Origin of the sequence: Acinetobacter sp. NCu2D-2, from assembly GCF_001647675.1 — a bacterium.
Classification (GTDB): Bacteria; Pseudomonadota; Gammaproteobacteria; order Pseudomonadales; family Moraxellaceae; genus Acinetobacter.
The window spans coordinates 63400-86000 of sequence record NZ_CP015595.1 but is presented as its reverse complement, the minus strand read 5'-3'; the positions used below and the strand labels follow the sequence as shown (position 1 = coordinate 86000).

At 40.3% G+C, this 22601-nt stretch carries 18 protein-coding genes and 2 pseudogenes; 8 read left to right on the top strand and 12 right to left on the bottom strand.

What is annotated here, in order from left to right:
• Nucleotides 1–85 precede the first annotated feature (85 nt).
• Nucleotides 86–343 (bottom strand): annotated as a pseudogene (locus A3K93_RS13525) (efflux RND transporter permease subunit); the annotation flags it as partial.
• A 283-nt stretch (nucleotides 344–626) separates the two neighbouring features.
• On the opposite strand from A3K93_RS13525, the gene A3K93_RS13520 reads away from it, so the two are divergent.
• Nucleotides 627–1814: a hypothetical protein gene (locus A3K93_RS13520; protein WP_067731813.1), complete on the top strand. Its 1188-nt coding sequence runs from the start codon at nucleotides 627–629 to the stop codon at nucleotides 1812–1814.
• 39 nt (nucleotides 1815–1853) lie between these two features.
• On the opposite strand, the pseudogene A3K93_RS13515 reads toward A3K93_RS13520, so the two are convergent.
• The 6 genes and pseudogenes from A3K93_RS13515 to A3K93_RS13490 form a co-directional block, all read right to left on the bottom strand.
• Nucleotides 1854–3009 (bottom strand): annotated as a pseudogene (locus tag A3K93_RS13515) (LuxR C-terminal-related transcriptional regulator).
• Between the two features lie 91 nt (nucleotides 3010–3100).
• Nucleotides 3101–4018, bottom strand: coding sequence for a LysR family transcriptional regulator (locus tag A3K93_RS13510; RefSeq protein WP_067731812.1), 918 nt, complete (start codon nucleotides 4016–4018; stop codon nucleotides 3101–3103).
• A gap of 262 nt (nucleotides 4019–4280) precedes the next feature.
• Nucleotides 4281–4775 (bottom strand): flavin reductase, encoded by a 495-nt coding sequence (locus tag A3K93_RS13505; RefSeq protein WP_067731811.1) that lies wholly within the window; start codon nucleotides 4773–4775, stop codon nucleotides 4281–4283.
• 85 nt (nucleotides 4776–4860) lie between these two features.
• Complete coding sequence (locus A3K93_RS13500) at nucleotides 4861–5904, bottom strand: methionine synthase (RefSeq protein WP_067731810.1); 1044 nt, start codon at nucleotides 5902–5904, stop codon at nucleotides 4861–4863.
• A gap of 35 nt (nucleotides 5905–5939) precedes the next feature.
• Nucleotides 5940–6938, bottom strand: a complete 999-nt coding sequence (locus A3K93_RS13495) for a putative oxygenase MesX (protein ID WP_067731809.1) — start codon at nucleotides 6936–6938, stop codon at nucleotides 5940–5942.
• Between the two features lie 328 nt (nucleotides 6939–7266).
• Nucleotides 7267–7803, bottom strand: a complete 537-nt coding sequence (locus A3K93_RS13490; protein ID WP_067731808.1) for a TetR/AcrR family transcriptional regulator — start codon at nucleotides 7801–7803, stop codon at nucleotides 7267–7269.
• Between the two features lie 164 nt (nucleotides 7804–7967).
• On the opposite strand from A3K93_RS13490, the gene A3K93_RS13485 reads away from it, so the two are divergent.
• Complete coding sequence (locus tag A3K93_RS13485) at nucleotides 7968–8903, top strand: alpha/beta hydrolase (protein ID WP_067731807.1); 936 nt, start codon at nucleotides 7968–7970, stop codon at nucleotides 8901–8903.
• A gap of 214 nt (nucleotides 8904–9117) precedes the next feature.
• On the opposite strand, the gene A3K93_RS13480 is transcribed toward A3K93_RS13485, so the two are convergent.
• Nucleotides 9118–10422 carry an RNA-guided endonuclease InsQ/TnpB family protein gene (locus A3K93_RS13480; RefSeq protein ID WP_067731806.1) on the bottom strand — a complete coding sequence of 435 codons (1305 nt, stop codon included), beginning with the start codon at nucleotides 10420–10422 and terminating at the stop codon, nucleotides 9118–9120.
• A 58-nt stretch (nucleotides 10423–10480) separates the two neighbouring features.
• Between A3K93_RS13480 and tnpA the strand changes: the two genes are divergently transcribed.
• Complete coding sequence (tnpA, locus tag A3K93_RS13475; protein ID WP_067731805.1) at nucleotides 10481–10879, top strand: IS200/IS605 family transposase; 399 nt, start codon at nucleotides 10481–10483, stop codon at nucleotides 10877–10879.
• Nucleotides 10880–11025: 146 nt separating this feature from the next.
• Here tnpA and A3K93_RS13470 read toward each other — a convergent pair whose 3' ends face one another.
• From A3K93_RS13470 to A3K93_RS13455, 4 genes are all read right to left on the bottom strand, one after another.
• Complete coding sequence (locus tag A3K93_RS13470) at nucleotides 11026–12435, bottom strand: methylenetetrahydrofolate reductase C-terminal domain-containing protein (protein WP_067731804.1); 1410 nt, start codon at nucleotides 12433–12435, stop codon at nucleotides 11026–11028.
• 199 nt (nucleotides 12436–12634) lie between these two features.
• Nucleotides 12635–13042, bottom strand: coding sequence for an ExbD/TolR family protein (locus A3K93_RS13465; protein WP_067731803.1), 408 nt, complete (start codon nucleotides 13040–13042; stop codon nucleotides 12635–12637).
• The gene (locus A3K93_RS13460) at nucleotides 13042–13770 is read right to left on the bottom strand and encodes a MotA/TolQ/ExbB proton channel family protein (RefSeq protein ID WP_442855661.1); all 729 of its coding nucleotides are present in this window, start codon (nucleotides 13768–13770) and stop codon (nucleotides 13042–13044) included. The genes A3K93_RS13465 and A3K93_RS13460 overlap by 1 nt, the downstream gene beginning before the upstream one ends.
• 10 nt (nucleotides 13771–13780) lie before the next feature.
• Complete coding sequence (locus A3K93_RS13455; RefSeq protein WP_067731801.1) at nucleotides 13781–14590, bottom strand: energy transducer TonB; 810 nt, start codon at nucleotides 14588–14590, stop codon at nucleotides 13781–13783.
• Between the two features lie 348 nt (nucleotides 14591–14938).
• Here A3K93_RS13455 and A3K93_RS13450 point away from each other — a divergent pair, with 348 nt between their 5' ends.
• Genes A3K93_RS13450 through A3K93_RS13430 form a run of 5 tightly spaced genes read left to right on the top strand, consistent with a single transcriptional unit; the run spans nucleotide 14939 to nucleotide 22590 of the window.
• Nucleotides 14939–17395, top strand: a complete 2457-nt coding sequence (locus tag A3K93_RS13450) for a TonB-dependent receptor plug domain-containing protein (RefSeq protein ID WP_067731800.1) — start codon at nucleotides 14939–14941, stop codon at nucleotides 17393–17395.
• Nucleotides 17396–17407: 12 nt separating this feature from the next.
• On the top strand, nucleotides 17408–19210 hold the full coding sequence (locus tag A3K93_RS13445) for an ABC transporter permease (protein ID WP_067731799.1): 1803 nt from the start codon (nucleotides 17408–17410) through the stop codon (nucleotides 19208–19210).
• Nucleotides 19207–20403 (top strand): ABC transporter ATP-binding protein, encoded by a 1197-nt coding sequence (locus A3K93_RS13440; protein WP_067731798.1) that lies wholly within the window; start codon nucleotides 19207–19209, stop codon nucleotides 20401–20403. Before A3K93_RS13445 ends, A3K93_RS13440 begins: the two co-directional genes overlap by 4 nt.
• Complete coding sequence (locus A3K93_RS13435; protein WP_067731797.1) at nucleotides 20403–21515, top strand: ABC transporter substrate-binding protein; 1113 nt, start codon at nucleotides 20403–20405, stop codon at nucleotides 21513–21515. The genes A3K93_RS13440 and A3K93_RS13435 overlap by 1 nt, the downstream gene beginning before the upstream one ends.
• A gap of 10 nt (nucleotides 21516–21525) precedes the next feature.
• On the top strand, nucleotides 21526–22590 hold the full coding sequence (locus A3K93_RS13430) for an amidohydrolase family protein (RefSeq protein WP_067731796.1): 1065 nt from the start codon (nucleotides 21526–21528) through the stop codon (nucleotides 22588–22590).
• Nucleotides 22591–22601 lie beyond the last annotated feature (11 nt).

Here is a 22601-nt window from a genome sequence, read left to right as displayed (position 1 = left end):
AATTTTAGTCCCCACTTGTTTTTAAGTGGGGACTAAATTAAGGCTTATAGGATGAATTCATAAGGTGTGTTCAGCGGACGCTTACCGAAGAATCACTGCTCGAGCTAAAATACAGCAGATGATCCAGCCCTCGAATCTGCTGCTCCAGCACCTGGGTCACGCTCTCCTCCACTGTTTCTGCCGAAGCTCCAGTATAAGTGGCACTCACGGTAATGCGGGGTGGTGCAATATCTGGATAACGCTCGACCGGCAAACCTAAAATGGAAAAAATACCAAACGCCATGACAATAATGGCCAGGACTCCAGCAAAAATAGGACGTTCAATAAAAAATTTTGACAGCATAAAACAGGATCACTTTTCGGTGGCAGCGTTGTTATTTAAGTCTTGCTAGAGCATCAAATTTATCAGCAAAATCAGAAAGCTTAAAAGGGTTTCTCAAATTACCACAGCTAAATAGATCTTCTATGACGACCTATCAAAAAATGCAGTTTTGTCACAAAAATATGCTTGTTTCTCCATCATTCCTCACATATTTGGCTTATACCCTCCCAATTTTGGGATAGCACCTAAACTCATCTAATTTCTATACTGCAGACATGACAATTTGAATAACAAGGAATTCGTGATGAAAAAAACTTTATTATGCTTAACTTTAGCAGGCTTACTCAGTGCATGTGGCGGTTCGGATAATGATTCAAGTGACGATCATCCGTCACCAAATCCTCCTGCAACCACCACACAAACCGGGGTACTTACCGATGGCCCAGTGAGTGGTGTGAAATATATCCGATCAAGCTCCACTGACAGCATTGAAGGTATGACTAATGACGATGGAGAGTTTCAATATATTGAAGGTGAAGAAATTCGCTTCTTTATTGGAGATGTGCAACTGGGTGAAGTCGTTGAAGCCAAAGAACGCATTACCCCATTAGATTTAGCAGAAACTCCAGAAGCACGTACCAACCTGATGGTGTTTTTACAATCTTTAGATGATCATGGCGACCATAGCGATGGTATTCAGATTACTGAAGACACTCGAGCAGCCTTCACTGCGGTAAATCTAGACTTTAATCAAAGTTTTACCGACTTCTCCAATGAGATCGTCAGTAAGATGGGGATCCCCCAAGACCAATTAATCACTCCTGAAGAAGCAGCCAGCAATTTCCAGGCAACCTTCTATAAAGATATTGCCGGCTCATGGGAACTTGATCGTGGCGAGACCAATGCGATTGTATTGCATATTCTTCCGGACGGTCGTTATGCCATTGGCGAAGCATATCCTTCTGATGAAACCGGATTTACCGGTATTGAATTCGGCAGCCTGAACTGGGACTCTGTCACCACTGGCCTGAACCCAAGTATTATGAGAGACACCAACGGCGATTATGGACTCTCTCATCCGGATGAGAATGGTCAATATCGTTTAAACTATAATGGTAAAGATCTGGTCGTAACCGAAACTCGAAGTGATGGCGTAGCGAACTTTACCCGAATTGAACAATCTACAGGTTTGGTTGGTACCTGGGCATTAAATGAAACCCACCTATTTGCTTTCTTTGAGTCAGGCCACTACTTCCTTTTAGATCTACAAGGCGATAATGATTGTGCTACCCCTGGTATTGAATATGGCAAATATTCAACAACAGCGAATACGCTTGCAGTAACTGCAAACTTATTTGATACCAATGGATGCGGCGGGCTACACGACTCTACTAATGGTAATATGATCAATGCGACCTACAGTATTTCGGGAACAAGCTTAACCCTTCATCCTCAAGGTGAAGATCCTGTGACTTTCCAACGCAGCAAATAAGCTGTCGAATCAACCTGTCTAAGTTTAACTTAGACAGGTTTAATCAATATGCTCAAAGTGAACAGTGCAACCCATCAACAAATGCATCAATTCAATCTGCGATGTACACCCGGTTTTTTCATAAATATTCTTAAAATAGGTACGCACCGAGCTTAACGTCAGCTTGCAATGCTCTGCAATCTCTTCAAGTTTATAACCATTAATCAGCACCTCACATAACTCAACTTCCCGATTCGACAAGTGATACTGCTGCTTTAAATAATCTTTGGCTAAATAATATTTCTGCCCGGTTTCAGTCACAAAAACCGCGACATAGGCCTGTTCTGGTAGTCCTTCAGTATTTTTTAGCTGGCTTAAATTAAAAGGAATCACCGTTAGCATTAAGGTACTCTGATCAGCTGCTGTCAGCTCAATCACCCCGCCTGGTTCTTTATTCCATTGACTTAAGTCCGAACCAGCCCCCTCAATGAGCTGATCGAGTTTGGCCTGAAAATCGCGTCCTACCTTTAAACGATTATAACGGTCCAGCTCAATCAGACTGGAGCGATTGAGTGTTTCCTGAGCTTTACTGTTGGCATAAATTAAACAGGACTGCTGATCGAGTAGCAGCACGCCCGTTTTTAAGTGATCTAGAATATGACCTAAAGCCAGTTTCTGCTGCTTGGCCTGACAAAGCTGCCGATGAATTTGTAGTGCCCGGCGTAAATGCTTACCGATCCGCTTAAGAAATTCATGCTCTTCCGGACTATAAGGCTGAGCATCGGGCGCCCGGTGAATACCCAAGACCGCCCAACGATGTTGCCCCTGATCGAGTAAAACAGCTGCGATATGACAAATCCCGGTTGGTTCCAGACAGCGCTCATAAAAGATATATTCATCTGTGCCTGGCATCTGGCCATAGGACTGCAAGTTTTGTTCAATAGTATCCCCCCACCCCGATTTGCTGCCATAACGGCGCATGCAGTTTCATATCAATGACTTTAATCCGTTCGTCCTGATAGGCATCAATACAGGCTTGCGGAATATTATAAGTATGCACAAAGTCATAACTTGGACTCAATTGGTCCAAAGCGGTAAAAATCGCGGTTTTACTGTTGGTGTAGTGCACAATGGCTTCAATTACTTGCGGCCATAAACGCGTATCCATCGCGGCATCATAAATTAACCCAATGATCTGGTGTTCTTGTTCTTTCATCTCTCCCCCAGCTTAATCATTAAGCCCTACCAATTTAATACAAAAGCCCATCATACATTTAATTATTTTTGAACCATTTATCTATTTTTCCTTAAGCATAATAATGACTGCGTTTTTTTGAAAACCGATCCAACTGCTTTAAGAAACCTTCAAAATAGTCTTTTTGTTTTTCATCTACACGGTAACCAGCATATAGCGTGCGGCGTAAACCTTCAGTTGCAACACAATCCAAACGACGCGATGTCACCCAGCCTTTTTGTTCATATTCATTTACGACCCAATCTGGCAGCGCTGCAATACCACGACCACTGGCAACCAATTGAATCAGCATTTGGGTTAAATCTGTGGTGCGGATTTTCTTAGGTAATATATTCGCTGGAATAAAGAGTTTTGCCATAATATCTAAACGGTGCTTATCCACCGGATAGGTAATTAATGTTTCTTCTGCAAGCTCTTGTACGGTAATGTCTTTGGCACGTACTAATGGATGCGTATTTGACAATACCAAACGTGATTCATATTCAAAAATTGGGAAATACTCGATGCCCTTTAACGCAATCGGGTCTGCCGTAATGAGTAAATCAAACTCACCATTTTGCAAAAGTTCATGTGGATTGGCTTCAAAACCTGAAGCAAAGTCTAAATCGACATCTGGATATTGCATACGATATTGATTGAGCAGTGGCATCAGCCAGTCAAAACAACTATGGCACTCTGAAGAAAAAACAATACGCCCTGTTTGCCCATGTACAATTCGGCTGATATCACTTTGCGCAATTTGCACTTGTGGCAAGATGTCATCGGCCAGTTTAAGTAGGCGTAATCCGACATTGGAAAAGCTTACGGGCCTAGTTTTACGATTCACCACCTCTACACCAAACCACTGATCAAGTTCTCTCAACTGATGTGACACTGCAGAAGGCGTTAAACATAAATCGTTGGCTGCTGCCACCAAGGAACCATGCTCACGAATGGCTGTTAATGTTTTAAGATGGCGGAGTTCAATCATCAGATGTCCATAGGTGTTGCGAATTACAGTATCGCTCTAGGATACCAGTATAAATAAAATTATTCATTGATAATTTTTAAAGATGAATAAATTTCACTTTAAATGGTTTCTAACAGCTATTTTTTATTTCATATAAATCATAGTTTTATATCCATTTAAAAAGCCCAGATCTGCCGATCTGGGCTTTTTTATACAAATTTCTATGTTTAACGATCATTTATTAATCATTGTTCCACGTTTTTATTCAATCTGTATAAACAAATTAAACCAATTCAGGCTGTCCCACTTGATGATAGGCACGGTTAAAATACACCAAACTTTCTTGTTGCTGACTGTGTTGAATCGCCACCACACGGCACATCAATACACTATGCGTACCGACGTGCTGAATTTGTTCAATTTCACAATCAAAGCTCACTAAAGCATCTTTTAAAATTGGTGAACCTGTCTCTAAAGCACCCCACTCACCCAACTTAAAACGCTCTTCTGAGCTGAATTTACTTGAAGCAAAAGCATTTGAAATCTGTTCATGCTGTGCAGCCAGTACATTGACAGCCAAAACCTTATGCTGAACAAAATAGTCATGTGAACGTGTCGATTGATTCACGCACACTAATAATGTTGGCGGTGTATCCGTCACACTACAAACAGCAGATGCGGTAAAGCCATGCATGCCACCAACACCATCAGTGGTAATTACATTGACAGCTGAAGTGAGTAAAGACATACCATTACGATATTCATTTGCATCAATCATGGCTTTTTAATCCTTGATGAGTCATTAGGTTCATTTGATTGGCGAGCATGATTGCATGCTCGACCGATAATTTAAATCTTGATTTTTAATAAGCTAATTCATTTCTAATCATTGCAGCACCTGCGCTTAGGGCTTCAAGCTTGCCACGAGCCACTTGGCGAGAGAGTGGTGTCATACCACAGTTAGTTGAAGGATAGAGCTTATCAGCATCGACAAATTGCAAGGCTTTACGTAAGGTGTTTGCGACTTCTTCTGCAGTTTCCACTTGATTGGTTGCAACATCAATTGCGCCAACCATGACTTTTTTACCACGGATCAGTTCAATTAAGTCCATCGGAACACGAGAGTTTTGGCATTCAAGCGAAATAATATCCAGTTTCGATTTCTGTAGTTTTGGGAATGATTCTTCGTACTGACGCCACTCTGAACCTAAGGTTTTTTTCCAATCGGTATTGGCTTTAATACCGTAACCGTAACAAATATGAACCGCCGTTTCACATTTGAGGCCTTCAAGTGCACGCTCTAAAGTTGGGATACCCCAATCATTGACTTCATCAAAGAATACATTAAATGCAGGCTCATCAAATTGGATGATATCCACGCCTGCTGCTTCAAGCTCTAAAGCTTCTTGGTTTAAGATTTTGGCAAATTCCCAAGCTAGTTTTTCACGGCTCTTATAGTGACCATCATACAGCGTATCAATCATGGTCATTGGGCCAGGCAGCGCCCATTTAATGGGTTGATTGGTTTGGCTACGTAGGAATTTAGCATCATCTACAAACACGGATTTTTTACGTGAGACTTCACCCACGACTGACGGCACACTGGCATCATAGCGATTACGAATACGCACGGTTTCGCGTTGATTAAAATCGACACCTTCAAGATGTTCAATAAACGTCGTCACAAAATGCTGACGGGTTTGCTCACCATCACTCACGATATCAATGCCCGCAGTCACTTGCTCATGGAGTGATAATTTCAAAGCATCGCGTTTGGCTTCAAGTAATTCTTCGCCTTCAATTTTCCACGCTGACCATAATTTTTCAGGTTCAGCAAGCCAAGATGGTTTGGGTAAGCTACCTGCTGTTGACGTTGGAAGGAGTAATTTTGCTTGTGTATGTGCCATGTCTAATCTTCTTTCTCTTTAATTAATTCATCGTGTTAAGCAGCGTGGTCTTGCGCTACTGTTTCCACTTTAAAGTTGACAGCCCATTCATCCAAAATGTCTTTATAGGGCTTGATGAAGTGTTCTTCGGTCCATTTACCTTGTTTTACCGCCAATTCGCCGCGTTCAACACGGTCGTAGACAATACGTGTTAAAGAGTAATCGCCATAACTCAAGCTTGGCTGATATTCCACGCCTGCTGGTGAATTGGTGTTGTAAATTTCAGGACGATAGATTTTTTGGAAACTTTCCATAGTCGCGATGGCACTGATCAGCTCAAAATCGGTGTAATCACGCAGTAAATCGCCTGCACAGTAGAATGCCAGTGGTGCATTGGCACCTTGTGGTTTAAAGTAGCGAACGCTTAAACCCATTTTGGCAAAATAAGCATCGGTACGTGAGTAGTCGTCATTGGTGTATTCAACGCCGAGTACAGGATGTACATTCGCTGTTTGGTAATAGGTCTTTGTAGTCGAAATACTTAAACAAATCACAGGATTCTTTTTAAATTGTGCTTTAAATACATCTGAATTGATCAAGTGTAGATATAATTTACCGTGTAGATCACCAAAACCTTCAGGTTGTTCATTGAATTTACAACCATGTGCTGGCAGTACCACGCTAAAGTCATAATCACGCACATAAGATGAGAAGCTATTGCCAATCATGCCTTCTATACGTTCACCTGTTTGATGATCAATGATGGTACTTTTCAAGGTTTCGATGAATGGGAAAGTTTGACCGTTGCCTTCAATATCAATGGATGCTGAGATGATATCAATCTCAAGTGAATAACGATCACCTTTTGGATTATCTACAGTTGCTAAGCTATTGAAACGATTGTTAATCATGGCCAATGTACGACGCAGATTTTCCTGACGGCTTTCACCGCGTGCCAAGTTGGCAAAGTTGGTGGTTAAACGTGTGTTATTTGCCGGCTCGTAGTTTTCGTCAAAACGAATACGTTGAATTGAACATTGAAATGCTGTGCTCATGGAGATTGCCACCTAAAATTTATAAAGTTTTCAATTTCTGTATGACTTTATTTAAACGTGAATCAGAACATGAGTAAAACGATATAATTTCAATTAAAGATGAGTAATATTCATCTTGTGTGGATTTTCATAATGGGAACAGAAATATTGAAAAATTATCTTTCGATTAAAAAATGGTGGCAAATAATAAAAAAAATATTGATCTAGAATAATTTCAAAGATATTAAATAACTTATAAAAACAATGTATTAGTCAATTTTAAAAATATAAATGTGTAAGTTATACAACTGCCATGAGTGTTGTACGAATTGATCATAATCTTTTGTATTTAAATTGGATTCACTAACGCGTGACAAATTTCAGATTTTTCTGCATCAGCTAATGGATGGGTTAATAGTCCTTCAATGGTGAAAATTGCGATTTTCACCCGGGCATCAAGCTGTTGTTCTGAAAAACCGATATTCTTTAATTCTAATCGAAGCATTGCTTCAACCATGATGTGAAACTGTTCGTGCCAAGCTGCAATTTCATGTGATACTTTGATTCGAGAATGGACTGTACTGACCAACTGATTTACTTGCATTAATTGATCTACAACCCATATCAAGCGTTCAGCCAAACTTTTTGATGATTGCGAGGTATAAGCATGAACTTGTTTATTCAGATCATCATTTAAAATACTCACAAGAAGCTCATCTTTATTTTTGAAATACCAATAGATGGTATTTGCTGCCACTTGAGCGTCAGATGCAATGCGGCTGATAGAAGTTGAGTCATATCCTTCTGTAAGAAATAAATGGCGGGCCGCCTGCAAAATTTCTTGTCTTTTTTCTTCGCGGTCTTGTACACGTTTATTACGTGCCATAGGTTTCTCGATTTAATCTATTTGAAATCATATATTTCTATCTTAAATTTTTCTTGAATACTATTCAAGAATGCAGTTTAATAACTCTATCTTGAATGACATTCAAGATACATAAAATAAATAGATGCAAAAAAATTAACGAGATTAAAAACGCAGGTCAAAATATGTCAGTACGTCAATATCCTGAAACTTCACATATCGATAAAAATGTCAGTAAATCAAATTTTTTGAGTGATGGCGTTGAATGCTCAGCGACTTTACATGTGCCTGTCACTCAACAAAAAAAACAATTACCTGCGATTTTAATGGTGGGTGGCTGGGGAAGTGTTCAAGGTGCGCTGACTGACTCCTTTATCAACCACTTTATTGCCCAAGGGTATGCTGTGATGGAATTTGATTATCCGGGTTGGGGTTTAAGCGGTGGTTTTCCACGTCAGGACATTAACCCATGGAAACGCGTTAAAACTGCCCATAATGCACTTGCACATCTAAAAAATCAGCAGCAGGTGAATGCTCATCAAATTATTGTATGGGGAACTTCTTTTGGTGGTGGGCATGTTGTAGATCTGGTTGTTGATCATCCGGAACTTAAAGGTGCAATTATTCAAGTCCCTATGCTAGACGGTATCAGCACTGTACGTTCAGTTCCCCTCCCTCAAATGATGAAATTTTTTGGCTATGGAATGGTAGATCGTCTTAAACCAGGTGCTCGTATTTGTATTCCAACAGTTGCAAAACCAGGTGAATTAGGTGCGATGGATCGTGATCGTGCTTGGGATGCGATGCAACTCGCTAAGGACACGCTCAAAATAGATTACGATAACCGTGTGACAGCGCGCTCATTATTAACCATGGGTTTTTACCGCCCATGGAAACGTCTAAAACACGTAAAAATCCCGATGTTAATCGTAGGAGCAACGCAAGATACAGTCGCACCATTTGTGGCTGAGAAAATAAAACGAGTTAATAATTCATTGATAGAAGTAAAGACGATTGATGCAGATCATTTTGATCCTTATTTTGAGCCGTTTTTTTCTAAGAATTTGGCTTATCAATTAGCATTCTTAAATCGCTTAGAGCATTTAAGTGCATGTGCTTAAGTAATTGTTAAATCTAATATATTCAAAAGCCCCATCAAATGATGGGGCTTTTTGTCTTTAAAATATGCATTTATTAAAGCAAAGGTTTAGATCTGTTTTTAGGACGACCTACCGTTTATCACTGATGATTGAGCTGATGTTTTCATTGCTGAAGCTTGACACACTCCCACCACTTTCGACTAGCTCAAGTGGAGGATTCTAAAAGCAAAAGCTCTTAGGCGACTCCCTCACGGATTTCGCTTGCTTTCTGCTTCACAAGGCGACCTTTACCGCATCCACCCTCCACAGACAAAACGGTGTGTCCCACCGCCAAAATATTGCGAGAAGCATTTATATCCGCATTCTCGCTAAAACCACACTCAATACAGTTAAAGTTTGCCTGAGTGAGCCTATTTTCTTTTGCAACATGACCACATGAACTACAAGTCTGACTTGTATATTTAGGGTCAACTTTAACAAGTAAGCCACCTCGCCATTGTTGCTTATACTCCAACATATCAACAAGCATTGACCACCCTTGATCTAGGATTGATTTGTTTAAGCCTGTTTTGGCTTTAACATTCTTTCCTTTTTTCTCAATTGAGCCTTTTGCAGACTTCGACATATTAGCTACTTTTAAGTCCTCAACTACGATCATTGCGTGGTTTTTGCTGAGAGTTGTAGTGACTTTGTGCAAGTAGTCATGCCGAATATTGGCAATATGATGATGTAGTTTGTTAACTTTTAAATTAAGTTTTTTCCAATTTTCACTGAACTTGGTTTTCTTTTTCAACTTGCGTTGAAGTCTAGCTAATTTCACTTGATTGGCTTTAAAACTATTGATCGGGTTGAATACCTGACCATTAGAGGTTGTGACCAATTTCTTGATGCCAAGATCAACACCAATAGCTGATTTAGATGGGTGAATTGGTGTTTCAATTGTGTTTTCAACACCAAAAGAGATATACCACTTGCCAACATGCTTTGAGATTGTGACGTTCTTAATCTCGCCTAAAATATCTTGTGATTTTCTAAATTTTACAACGCCAATATCACTAGGCAATTTAACTTGGTTGCCTTTAACCCAACAATACCTATTAAATTGAACAATACGAATTGAATCATAACCATCTGATTTTTTCTTGAATCGTGGCATGAGTGGTCTAAGTTGAATTTCATTACCATCGGGTAATTTAAAAAATTTTGGCTTCTTAGCTTTGAATGGTTTTTGCTTTAGCTTGGCTTGTTCTTTTTTATCGAAGAATTTACCCCAAGCATCACCAAGATCACGAACTTTTTGTTGAAGTGAGACACCATTTGAACTGTTTTCTAAAAAAGCACACTCAGGCTTTTTGCGCAATTCAGGGATTTTATTAACTAAATTAACTTTGTTAATTCGCTCATTATTAGCAAGCATCTCGAATGATGCAGCCAATATCTGATTCCAAACAAAACGTGCAGAACCAAGCAACTTGTTTAAAACAAGCTCCTGTTCTGCATTAGGCTCAAGCCTAAATTTGTACGCTTTGTTGATTTTCATAAATGAGTGTGTATGTGTTAATATGTATAAATACTACCACTAATTAAGCCATTCACCAATGACAGAAATATATAAAAACCGACATTCAGCCTTTAATTTGCATGTACATTTAGTGTTTATTACTAAGTACAGAAAGAAAATTCTAGGTGAGTTGCATCATAAGTATTTTATTGAGTGTGCATCTGAAATCTGCAAAGAGTTTGATGCGGAATTAAAGGAGTGTAATGGTGAAGCTGACCATGTTCACATGCTTATTCAGTACCCACCGACAGTTCAACTCAGTAAATTGGTAAATAACTTAAAATCAGTAACAAGCAGAAGAATGAGAAATGAGTTTTTGGATTTACGTAGTAGTTATGCAAAACCTGTTTTGTGGTCACGCTCATATTTTGCAGGGTCTTGTGGTGGCGCACCTTTGGATATTATTAAAAAATACATTGAAAACCAACAAGGTTAAAATCCTTGAAATTCACCTCCACCCTGACTGTCGGGTGGAGTCCTCTTTCACTTTAAGATAGAAGAACATTTAAAAAGCCATGTGTTGCAAGGTGAATATAACCAAGAAGAGCTGACCAAATTTTTAGAAATTTTAAAAAAATATAATTAATTTATATTCTTACTTTCCTCATAATCATCGGTGAACCAACGTTGCCACGAGCTGGTTCCTCTGATTTCAATAGAAACTGTAGGGATGATCTTCGTTTTAAGTATTTCAGTTTGATCGACTGACTTTGCTAGTCTCGCTTTTATAGAATGAATACATTCACGTTCGCCAAACTCACATCGGTCAAGTTGTGTTCCGCCACACGGTCCATTGGCCAAGCCTTTAGGACAAGTCTCAGGACAAATATATAAAGTATCGCTTAAACGACATTCACCACAGCTTTCACAACCGACCACTGAATGTTTACTCAAGTATTCAGTTGCCATTAATGTTTTCTGTGCTAGCTTCTGATTCCAAAAAGGCGCTTTAAAAATAATTTGGCCGATACCTTTCCCAAGTTTTGAATCAAATAGAGTGTCATGCAGCAGATGTAGCTGTTGATATTTAATAATTTGTGATGAAGGTGCTGGTTTTGAAAAGTAGCTCAATTCAGGGATAAATTCTTTCCCCGTTTTTAGTTGCCATAAACTCGCCCACAACTTTTCTAAACTTGGTAAATCATATGAACGATATTGCTCTATAAATTGAGCTAGAAGTGCCTGATCTTCAGGTTTGTGGCATGCAGACAAATGAATGCCTGAAAAGCCCATTTTTTTACAAATAAGAATTTGGAGCGCACAGCGTTGGTAGCTTCTCTCTTTAAGTCCGAGCTCTTTTTCCTGCGATAAAATTTTAAGCATATGTGGCGTAATGACGATGCCAGCGACTTTGTGCTTCACCATATAATTTGCACGTGCCAAATTTAAAGGCATTACACATGCAAGAATATGTTGAGAATAGTGATTTTCTTTCAAAAATGACACCGCTTTTTTCAGTGCAGTTAAATCATAACCCAATTGCGTGATGATAAAGTCAGCGCCTACTTTGAGTTTTTTATGTAATTTTAAATACTGGGCATCGCGTTCAGCCTCGGCATATTTAAAAGGGTTAAAGGCAACACCTATATAAAAATGCCCTTTTTGCTTTGCTGCAAGCACAGCATTCACAGACTCTAAATAACGTGTACGCGGATATTTGTCATGACCAGTATGGTGATTTTTAAGTTTATCTCCAGTCAGTAACAAGAGATTTTCGATTTTTTCATTTTGAGCTTGTGCTAAGAATTTTTCAAAATCCTGAATATCACGATCTTTACCTGCAAAATGTAAAATTTTATCGATCGATTTTGAATAGCAACGGCTGGCTTCAAGTGGGGAAATATCGTCATCAGCATGGACACGGTCAGCCAGTGTCATCAATGCAGGAAATCCTGCTAATTCCTGAGCTACAGGTAAAGAGTTATTTGTACACAAGTATTCGACTAAAACACAAAATTGGCCTTGGTTTAAATATTGTGATAACTGTGACATAAGGAGATTTTGAAGAACAACTAAAAATTAAGGTGCCATATTATAGACAAGTTAAGCTCAAACTTCATGTTATAAGGCTTGTAGCCCATGAATAATTGAAACACCGGACGATATAACTTCCAATATCTCTTAGGTGGTAAGACTGAAGATATACCCGTATTGTCTTGAGGTATATAAGATCAGTCTTAGTTTTCAAAAGTTATGATTGCGGGACAGTGATAATTGACAATTTATCAACCCCGACGCGTTCAATACTTGCTAATAATTTAGCGACAGTACCATAGTTCACCCCTTCATCAGCATTCAGACTTAAGCTTAGATCTTGCTTAGTGGCTTTCAGCTGTTTTAAATCATTTTCAAAATTCTCTAAAACAACTTTTTGCTTATCTAAAAAAACCTCACCTGTAGGTTTGACACTTAATACAACTGCCTTATTTTCCTGAGATGACTGTGTTGGTGCAGCTTTTGGTAGATTTACTTTGACACTGTTGGTCATAAGCGGTGCAGTGACAATGAATACAATCAACAGCACTAACATCACATCCACCAATGGTGTCACATTGATCTCGCTGACGACATCGTCTTCTCGTCCTGTAGAAATCGCCATTATGCAGCCACTCCTTTAGATGCCGAAGAAATAACGGCTTGTTCAGTTTTTGCAGGACTTACGGCTGTAACATTCGATGTAACGTGAAAACCAGTTTTTTGTGCAAAATTAACAAGATCTGTGGCAAAATCATCGAGTTCAGAACCTAAGATTTTTGTCCTACGAATAAAGAAGTTATAGGCAAGCACTGCTGGTACAGCAACAGCAATACCAATCCCTGTCGCAACTAAAGCTGCACCAATTGGTCCTGCAACCACGTCCATGCTTGCTGAACCAGAAGCAGCAATGGCAGATAATGCACCGATAATCCCAAATACAGTACCGAATAAACCAATGAATGGTGCCGAGTTACCAATGGAAGCTAAAAGAGCTAAACCTTTATCGAAGATATGACGTTCATTTTTAACTTGTTTCGTTAGAACACGCTCTAAAAGATCCTGACGTGACCATGTGTGATTTAAATCTTGGTGCACATTGTCATTGAGTTCTGACAGTGTTGCAAAATGTTGATATGCGATACGCTGCTGAGCACTTTGTGCAGCTGTTTTACTGTATCGAGCTGCATCTGTTAAATCTTTAGTTTTCCAAAAGCCTTCAACAAATGTTTCGCCCGCTTTTTTAGCTTTATTAAGCTGTATAAGTTTCCAGACAATGACAGCCCAAGTTGTAATTGATAATGCAACGAGGGTAATTAGGGTAAAGTTGTGAATTAAGTGATTAAGATCCATGGTCATTTCCTCAATTTGGTAATTTGAATGTGAGAGGCACGTCTACAACACCTTCGATGTTCTGGCTGCCTTGTTTTGCAGGTACAAAGGCCCATCGTTTGACGGTGTTGACTGCAGTTGTGTCTAATAATTTTTTGCCGCTACTTTTTTTCACTTGAACGTCTAAAGCTTTCCCTTCTGGTGAAACGCGCACACTCATCAGAACAGTGCCTTCCCAACCACGATCTATCGCTTCTTCAGGATAAGTCGGTGCTGGATTATTTAAGTAGCCGATATACCCTTTCGCGCCAGTAACTTTTTCCTCTACTGGGGCTGGTGCCGGTGCAGGTTGTACAGGTTCACTGATTTTTGGTGTTTCAACCGTTTGTTGAACAGGTGTTGCGGGTGCTTTAATTGCTGGCGTCACCATTTTAGGTGTCACTGGCTTTGGCTCAGGCTTATTCTGTACCACAGGTTGTTGCGGCAAAGGTTTCGGTTGTTCTGGTGCGACCTTCTGTTCAAGAGGCCTAGGTGGTTCAACGGGTTTCGGCGGTTCTATCGGTTTAGGTGGCTCAGGTTTGGTAATTTCAACCACAACAGGCGTGTCGATCACAGGAAGTTTTGTTGGCTCTTGGTTGTTAAACCAGTAATAGACAGCACCGTGCAAAACGACTAATCCACTAATGATGATCCATAATTGTTTACGAGGCGTTGGTACTGGTAATAGAGTATCAGTCGCGCTCATATGGTGTGGCGAATACAAAGTGCTATGAGCAGACACAGCTTGATCTGCATGTTGAAAAAATATATGGGCTGTTCTATTTCGACTGATAGATGACATGACCAGACTCCTACAAAGTGAGGAAACTTTAAACCGATCACATTTGTTTGATAAATGAAGAATTACCATATCTTTATCTTTAATATTTCAAATGCTTAGAAAAACATCAGTTCTTTATAAAGATATGAAAAAATATGCTTAAAAATAGACTTTACAATGCATAAAATGAGTCGAATAAGGGTGTTTTTTGGAATAAATGCACATTCTTTATCTGTCTATACGTAATAAATAAACGGGTTTTTCATAAAGATAAAAATGAATATGCTCAGAACGTTTTTGTATTTATTTTCATCATTTTTAGGTGACTAGAATCGCTCCAAATTTAATTTTTCGTAATTTAGGGCATCCATGTCACATAACAAATTTTTTAAATTGTCACAGTTATCTGCTGCAATTTCTTTAGCGTTACCTTTAGGCATTGCGCAGGCACAAGCTGTAGCAACCCAAGTAGAAGCACAAACATTAAGTGAAGTTGTTGTACTTGGTACAAATCGTAGCAATGTCAAAGCACTAGAATCCTTGGCACCTATTGAAGTCATTAGTAATAAAATTTTAGAGCAAAGTGGTGCCGCAACGCTAAACCAGGCGCTCAGCCAATTGGTACCATCATTTAACTTCCCGCAAGGACAAAATGCAGCAAAAGGTACAGGTGCGGTACGTTCAGCATCATTACGCGGTTTAAGTCCTGCCTATACGCTCATTCTCGTTGATGGAAAACGTCGTAATCTGACAGGTAAGCTAACGAGTGCCGACCCATTTGGGGGTGATCAATATGTTGAAATTAATACCATCCCTCTAAGTGCAATTGAGCGCGTCGAAGTCCTGCGTGATGGTGCATCAGCACAATATGGTTCAGATGCGATTGCAGGTGTCATCAACATTGTATTAAAGAAAAAAGACAATGGCGGTGAAGTGAATGCACGTTTTGGTGAATACAAAAAAGGTGATGGTGAAACGAAAACTGCAAATGCTTGGGCTGGTTTTCAACTCGGTGAAGAAGGTTTCTTAACAGTTAGCGCAGAATGGTTAGATAGTGAGCCTGTTGACCGGAGTGGTCCAGATTTACAGTATGTCAATGCGGGTCCTGCTGGTGATTTACGTCGTGGGAAATGGGGGCAAGGTGGACGTGACCACTTAAGCTTCCTTGTGAACGGTGAATTGCCTTTAACTGATGAGTTAAAAGCTTACGCAAATGTTAATTATTCCGATATTGAAAACTATAACAACGTAAACCCGAACTATTCGCAGTCTAAAGATAATATTATCGCGATTTATCCGAATGGCTATCAGCCACGCACCTTTGAAGATCGTGTTGACACTTCAGTAGTTGCAGGTTTGAAATTGAATAAAGAAAACATTGGTAACTTTGACGCTTCCGTTTCCTGGGGTAAAAGCACAGTTGAAAATCGCTTATTTAATTCTTTGTCACCAAGTTACGGTCTCAACAGTAAACGTTCTTTCTATCAGGGTGCAACAGAAAGCGAATCAACAAATATCAATTTAGACTGGAGCCGAGGCTTAAGCTTCGCTTTTGCACCCAAAGATTGGACACTTTCTTCAGGTTTGAACTATCGTCATGAAAGTTATGGTTCAGTCAAAGCTGGTGAAGAACAGTCATGGAACTTTGGTGGTGAAAATATTCCTACTGGTCAACTAAATGCCGGACAACCCGCGCGTTTTGGCTCCGTGGATATTGGCGGGATTAATCCTAAAGATTTAGGCAGTGTATCTCGTGATGTATTTGGTTTATACGTCGGTCTAGAAGGTCAAGTCACTGATCAATTAGAACTGGGTCTCGCTCTTCGCGGTGAAAACTATTCAGACTTTGGCGACACATTTAACGGTAAAATTTCTACACGCTATGAATTCACCCCTGAATTTGCAACGCGTGCAACTTTTAGTACAGGGTACCGTGCACCTAGTTTGGCTCAGCTCGGCCAACAACGTACAACTTATACTGGGACTTGGTCAACTGACGGAGGTTCTGCAGCACCTGGACGTACGGGCTTATTTAGACCTAATGATCCAGCCGTTGCTGCTTTTGGTGCGAAAGAGTTAGATCCTGCCAAGTCGCAAAATATTTCAGCTGGATTTGTATGGCAACCTTTAAAAAATGCCTCTTTAACGGTGGATGCGTATCAAATTAAAGTAGATGGCAATATTGTTCAAACGTCAACGCTGCAAGATCCTGCATCTGGCTCAACGAATGTTCGAGATATCCTTGAGGCCGCTGGCTATAGCAATTACACAGGCGCGTCATTCTTCGTAAATGGTTATGACACAACAACGAAAGGTATTGATTTAGTCGGTAAATATAACCTTGATCTGAATGATTATGGTCGTTTAAACCTTGGTCTAGGCCTAAGTGTACTTGACACCAAAGTTTCTAATTTAAAACAAGGTCAGGTTGAGACCCGTACAGGTACTACGCTGTTTAACCGTGATGTGGCTTTAGGCATCGAAAATTCAATTCCAGAAAATAAAGTCAATCTTTCTGCAAACTACCAGCTCAATCAATGGAATGTGTATTTAAACCTTACTCGTTATGGCGAGTATAAGTTTAACCATTCGACTTTGCCTGAGCGTGATCAAACTTATGATCCTCAATGGGTACTTGATCTTGATGTGAAATATGCAGTGAATAGAGCACTGACACTCGGTCTAGGTGCAAATAACTTATTCAACAGCTACCCAGAACAGTACGAATCATATAATCAAATTAACGGGATTAACCGTTATGGCTTCATCCATCCTGCAGGTGCATCTGGTGCGTTTTATTACACCAGCTTGAACTATAAGTTCTAAGAGGTTGCCGTCATGAGTAAAAATAATGATGTCATTCTTCATAATTACTCAGCTACGGCAAGTACGGGTGCAATGAGTCAACTCATTGCATTTGTACGCACTTATTCACGTAAGTGGTGGCTGATTCCTTTCTTCTTATTAATTGCTATTTTGTTTGTGTGGCCATTAATCATGATGGTTGCAGGTGGGTTTAAAGATACTGCACCTTTTTTGGAAGGTCATTGGACACTTGCAGCTTGGTCAACGGTCTTTGACAACCCAGGATTGATTAAAGCGGTTTGGACATCCACCAAACTGGCGTTTATCACCACCCTTTCAGCACTTTTTATTGCATCAATTTTTGCCTTTATTACCGAGCGTACCGATTTAAAAATTAAAAAAGTCATTCTGCCGACCATGGCACTGATCTTTGTGATCCCAATGTTGTTTTACACCATTGCCTTCACGCAATTAGCCAATCCATATACGGGACTAATTAATGATTTCTTAGCGTTTAGTTTTGGTATTGAAACGACATGGCTGGATGCTAAAGGTTGGTTGGGTATCTACAGCGTGATTATTTTAAAGAAAGTCGCGTTTAGCTACTTATTTATTGTCGGTGCTTTTAAAGCTTTGGATGCTACTCAAGACGAAGCTTCCTATGTTGCAGGCGCAGGACAGCTAAAGACATTTTTCTATATCAATTTACCTAGCTTATTGCCTGCTTTAACCAGTATTGCCTTATTAGGTTTGATTAGCGGTTTGCAAGTGTTTGAACCCGTGCTGATTTTAGGCTCAGCAGACAATATTGTTGTGATTTCAACACATTTAATGAATTTGGTCAGTGGTGCACGTGGTATGCCGAGCTATGCCGAAGCCAGCATTCTATCCACCATTTTTGTTGCGATTGTCACGCTGATTTATCTGCTACAGATTAAAGCCTTAGGACGTAAAAAATTCTATAGCATCAGCGGTAAAGGTGCTCGATCTCGTCTGATCCGGTTACCTTCACCAATTAAATGGTTAGTGTCATCTCTGCTATTTGCCTATTTGATCTTGGCTTTAATTTTACCACTCGGGGCACTGCTATTTTCATCAGTGCAGCCCTACCCAGGGATATATACAGGATTCTCATTTGACCGTTATATCGCCCTGTTTGATCAGCCACGTATTTTGTCTGCCTTTAAAGTGACTATCACACTGGGAACTGTAGTGGGATTTGCGGTCATGATTCTGGCGTTAAGTGTCATAGTGATTGGACAAAAATTAAAACCAAAAACTTGGGCTGCAGTGAAATTTTCTACCCTGATTCCTCTGGCGATGCCTGGCATTGTCTCTACAGTTGCAGTGACATGGGCTTATTTAAGTATTCCTGGATTCACACAAATGTACGGCACCATTTGGCTGGTGATTTTGGCATTGATCGTGACGGGAATGCCACTCGCAAGCCAACTCATGAATGCCATTTATGGTCAGCTTTCTCCTTCCCTCACAGAAGCAGCACGAATTTGTGGTGCATCGGGGGTGCAAAGCTTCTTTGAAATTAGCTTACGTCTGGTTTTACCCAGCTTCGTTGCGGGGTGGTTTATGACTGCAATTATGGTGGCAGGGAATTTAGAAGTCCCTCTTCTCCTTAAAGCACCAGGTCTAAGCACACTCGCTATGGTCAGCTACAACATACAAAGTGCTGGTGACTACAGTATGGCTTCAGCACTACTGATCTTAACGCTGTTGTTCTGTCTCACCTTGTTTGCACTGTCTAAAGGTCTGCAATACCTCTTAGAACAACATAAGAAAAGCAAAACAGCACAATTTTTTAAACAGGATTTATCATGAGTAGCGTGAGCATAAAACATCTTAATAAAGCATTTGATGGTCGTGTCAATGCCATCAAAGACCTCAGTTTACAGATAAAGGATGGAGAATTCTTTGTCCTGCTCGGACCAAGTGGCTGTGGTAAAACCACGACTTTACGTTGCATTGCGGGTCTAGAAGATCCTGATGCTGGTGAAATTCGTATTGCTGATGATCTGGTTCTAGCGCCTCAACAAGGTATCTTTGTACCGCCGGAAAAACGTGAAATGGGCATGGTTTTTCAAAGCTATGCCTTATGGCCCCATATGACGGTTTGGGATAATGTTGCTTACCCAATTAAAACCAGACGCAAAATTGCTGAAAAAGAAAAGCAGCAGATTTTTAAAACCTTACAACTGGTCGGCTTAGAAGATTTTATTCAGCGTTACCCGTCAGAGTTATCGGGTGGTCAACAACAACGCGTTGCATTGGCCCGTGCTTTGGTCAATGAACCACGGGTTTTACTCTTTGATGAACCATTATCCAATTTGGATGCAAGTCTGCGTATTAAATTAAGGATGCAATTACGTCACTTGCAAAAAGAAGTGGGTTATACCGCGATCTATGTGACGCATGACCATTCTGAAGCATTAGCGCTTGCAGACCGCATTGCCATTATGCGTTCAGGTTATTTAGAACAGATCGGCACACCGAGTGAGATTTTCTTAAAACCTAAAAGTAAATATGTTGCCGAATTTGTTGGCTTTGAAAATATTCTAGAAGCGAAAATTATAGCCAAAGCAGAAAAGACCATTGTGCATTTGGCACAACATGCGACAGATATTGAAGTCGATAATATTCCAAATTTGCCATTCAATCAGTCGGTTTACGTGGCTTTACGCTCTAGTCAGATTATTGGCAAACCTCTGCGCTTAGATGTGCATGATCCCGCTTATGACTATCTCATTGGTGAACTGCAAGCCGTGAGTTATGCGGGTGATTATTACTTGGCAGAAGTTAAGCTGGTTCAGCATGATCAAAAAGGGGGGATCAATACCCTAGATACCGTATTACAAGTGCATTTGCCGTTGTCATACTGGGGCAGCGATATTCAGTATGTATCATCATTTATTCATCAACATTTAGAACTTAGTATCCAAAAAGGTGCCATGGTAATTCTAGATGATGTGGTCAATACAGCCGTTCAAACTGAAGCCACAGCGCAGGTGGCTTAATGAGACGTCAACACTATCCTTTTGCCATACTCGGTACGCTCATTACACTGATTGTAGTGATTGTGTTGGGTACACAACAAAGCTTCGGCATTAGTATTCAAAAGCGTGAGCGTGCTTTAACAGGTTCACCAACTGAAGTTGCTGAGTTAGAAAAGCTTTATCAAGCCGCGCTGCAAAAAGGTCAGCATGAAGTGGTGGTGTATCAAGCCGCAATGGACTATGAATGGCAGCCATTATGGCAGGCATTTGAACAGGCATTCCCAGGCTTGAAAATTAATTATATGCACCTGTCACCTGCTGAAGTCTTTAATCGTTTAGATACTGAGCGTGTCACGAAATCTCACTACGCAGATGTAATTTCATACCCTGTCAATAACATCTATGACATGCGTGATAAAGGTTATCTGAGTGAATTCACGCCAGTCAATGCATCACGTTTACCTGACTATTATCAAAGCCCTGATCACAGCATCCATTTTTCATTTTTGAAAGTGTTTGGGCTTGGGTTTAATAAAAACCGTATTTCAGCCGAACAACTTCCTTTAGATATTCAGAGCTTATTAAAAGATGAATGGAAGAAAAAGTTTGAATATGGCGCACCAGGCGGCGGTGCAGGCACTGCAGATTTAGCGTTTATTCAGCTTTTGCATCGTAAAGCGATGACTGAAGCAGACTTAGAAACCATTAAAAATAATGGCGGTTCAGGTGCAACCCAAGAAATGGGCACCATTGCACTTGCGCAAGCACGTACTGCAGTAAGTCCTTGGGTGTATTTACCACCCTTGGCACGTCAAAAAGCTTTAGGGGTTCCGATCGATATCGTCTATCCAGAAGACTTCACCCTGTTGGTTCCTTTTGGGCAAGCTATCGTTAAACAGCCTGCCAATCCTGAAGCCGCTAAATTATTGGTGACCTGGTTACTGACACCCGATGTTCAGCAGCTTTTTGCAGAGAAGACTTTCTCGTATGGCACAACGACAGGCGCCCCTCGTCCAGCAGGCGTACCTGTGAGTGTTAAAAACACTATTACCGATCCTGCACTCTATCCAGAAGCGCTTTCAGCTCAACTCAAAGTCTGGGTACCGAAGTTCCGTGATCTGTGGACTCAATAAGGATATTCATATGACAAGTTTAGCTAAAGTGGATTTACATAGTCATTGGTTTTCACCCAAGATTACGCAATACCTGCTGAGTAAAAAGACGGGTATTCGCTTCATAGAACAAAATGGCAAGATTTTATTAGATCGCCAAAAAATTGATGCACTCCCTCAACTGTTTGAGTTAGGCGTTCAATGGTTTGATATCGATTTACGTTTAGATCATCTTGAACATCACCAAGTCGTACATCAACTACTTTCTTGGCCAACCACATTAGAGATTGATAGCAATATCGATGTATCTGAGTCACGTTATATCAGTCGTTTATATAACAATGATCTAGGCGAGTTACTCAGTCTTTATCCAGCAAAATTCTCTGCCTTAAGTTATTTATCGACCAGCGATATTGAATTCGCGACCGATGAATTAAAACGGGGGCATGAAGAATTAGGCTTTATTGGTGGGGTTCTACCCGTAGGTGCACTTTCCAGTTATGCCTCAGCACAACATTTTGCCGATTTATTTAAAGCTGCGAATGAACTGGGTAGCCATATCTACTTACATACCGGTAGCGCACATGACACAGTGCAACAACAGGTTAAATCCTCTGAGTTATTGGCGACTCCCGTCCAACTTCAAATTTTAAATACCAGTTACGTGTTTAGCTCTGCTGTCTTCACGTTGTTATTTACCGATTTCTTGGATGCTTATCCAAATGTCACCGTTCAGATTGCAATGCTAGGTGGCAGTGGCATAAGTGCCTTATTGATCGAACAGATCCTGCAAAAACAACAGCGTTATCCATTACCACAGCAGTATCAACAACGTTTAAGTCAAATTACCTTTGATACCGGTGCTGCTGGAGATGGCATACATGCCATAGAAGCCATGCGCCATATTTTTGGCATTGAACGTCTGGTTTTTGGTACCGACTATGCGCCACAAGCGAGTGTGAATACCGTTATTCAACATATTGAACAAACAGACTTAACTGAAAACGAAAAACAGCAGTTGTATTTCGATACCCCTGCTCATCTTTTAAAACAAAAAGGCATTCACGTGCCCACTTTACAACTTGAAAATGCTTAATCGGAGAGATT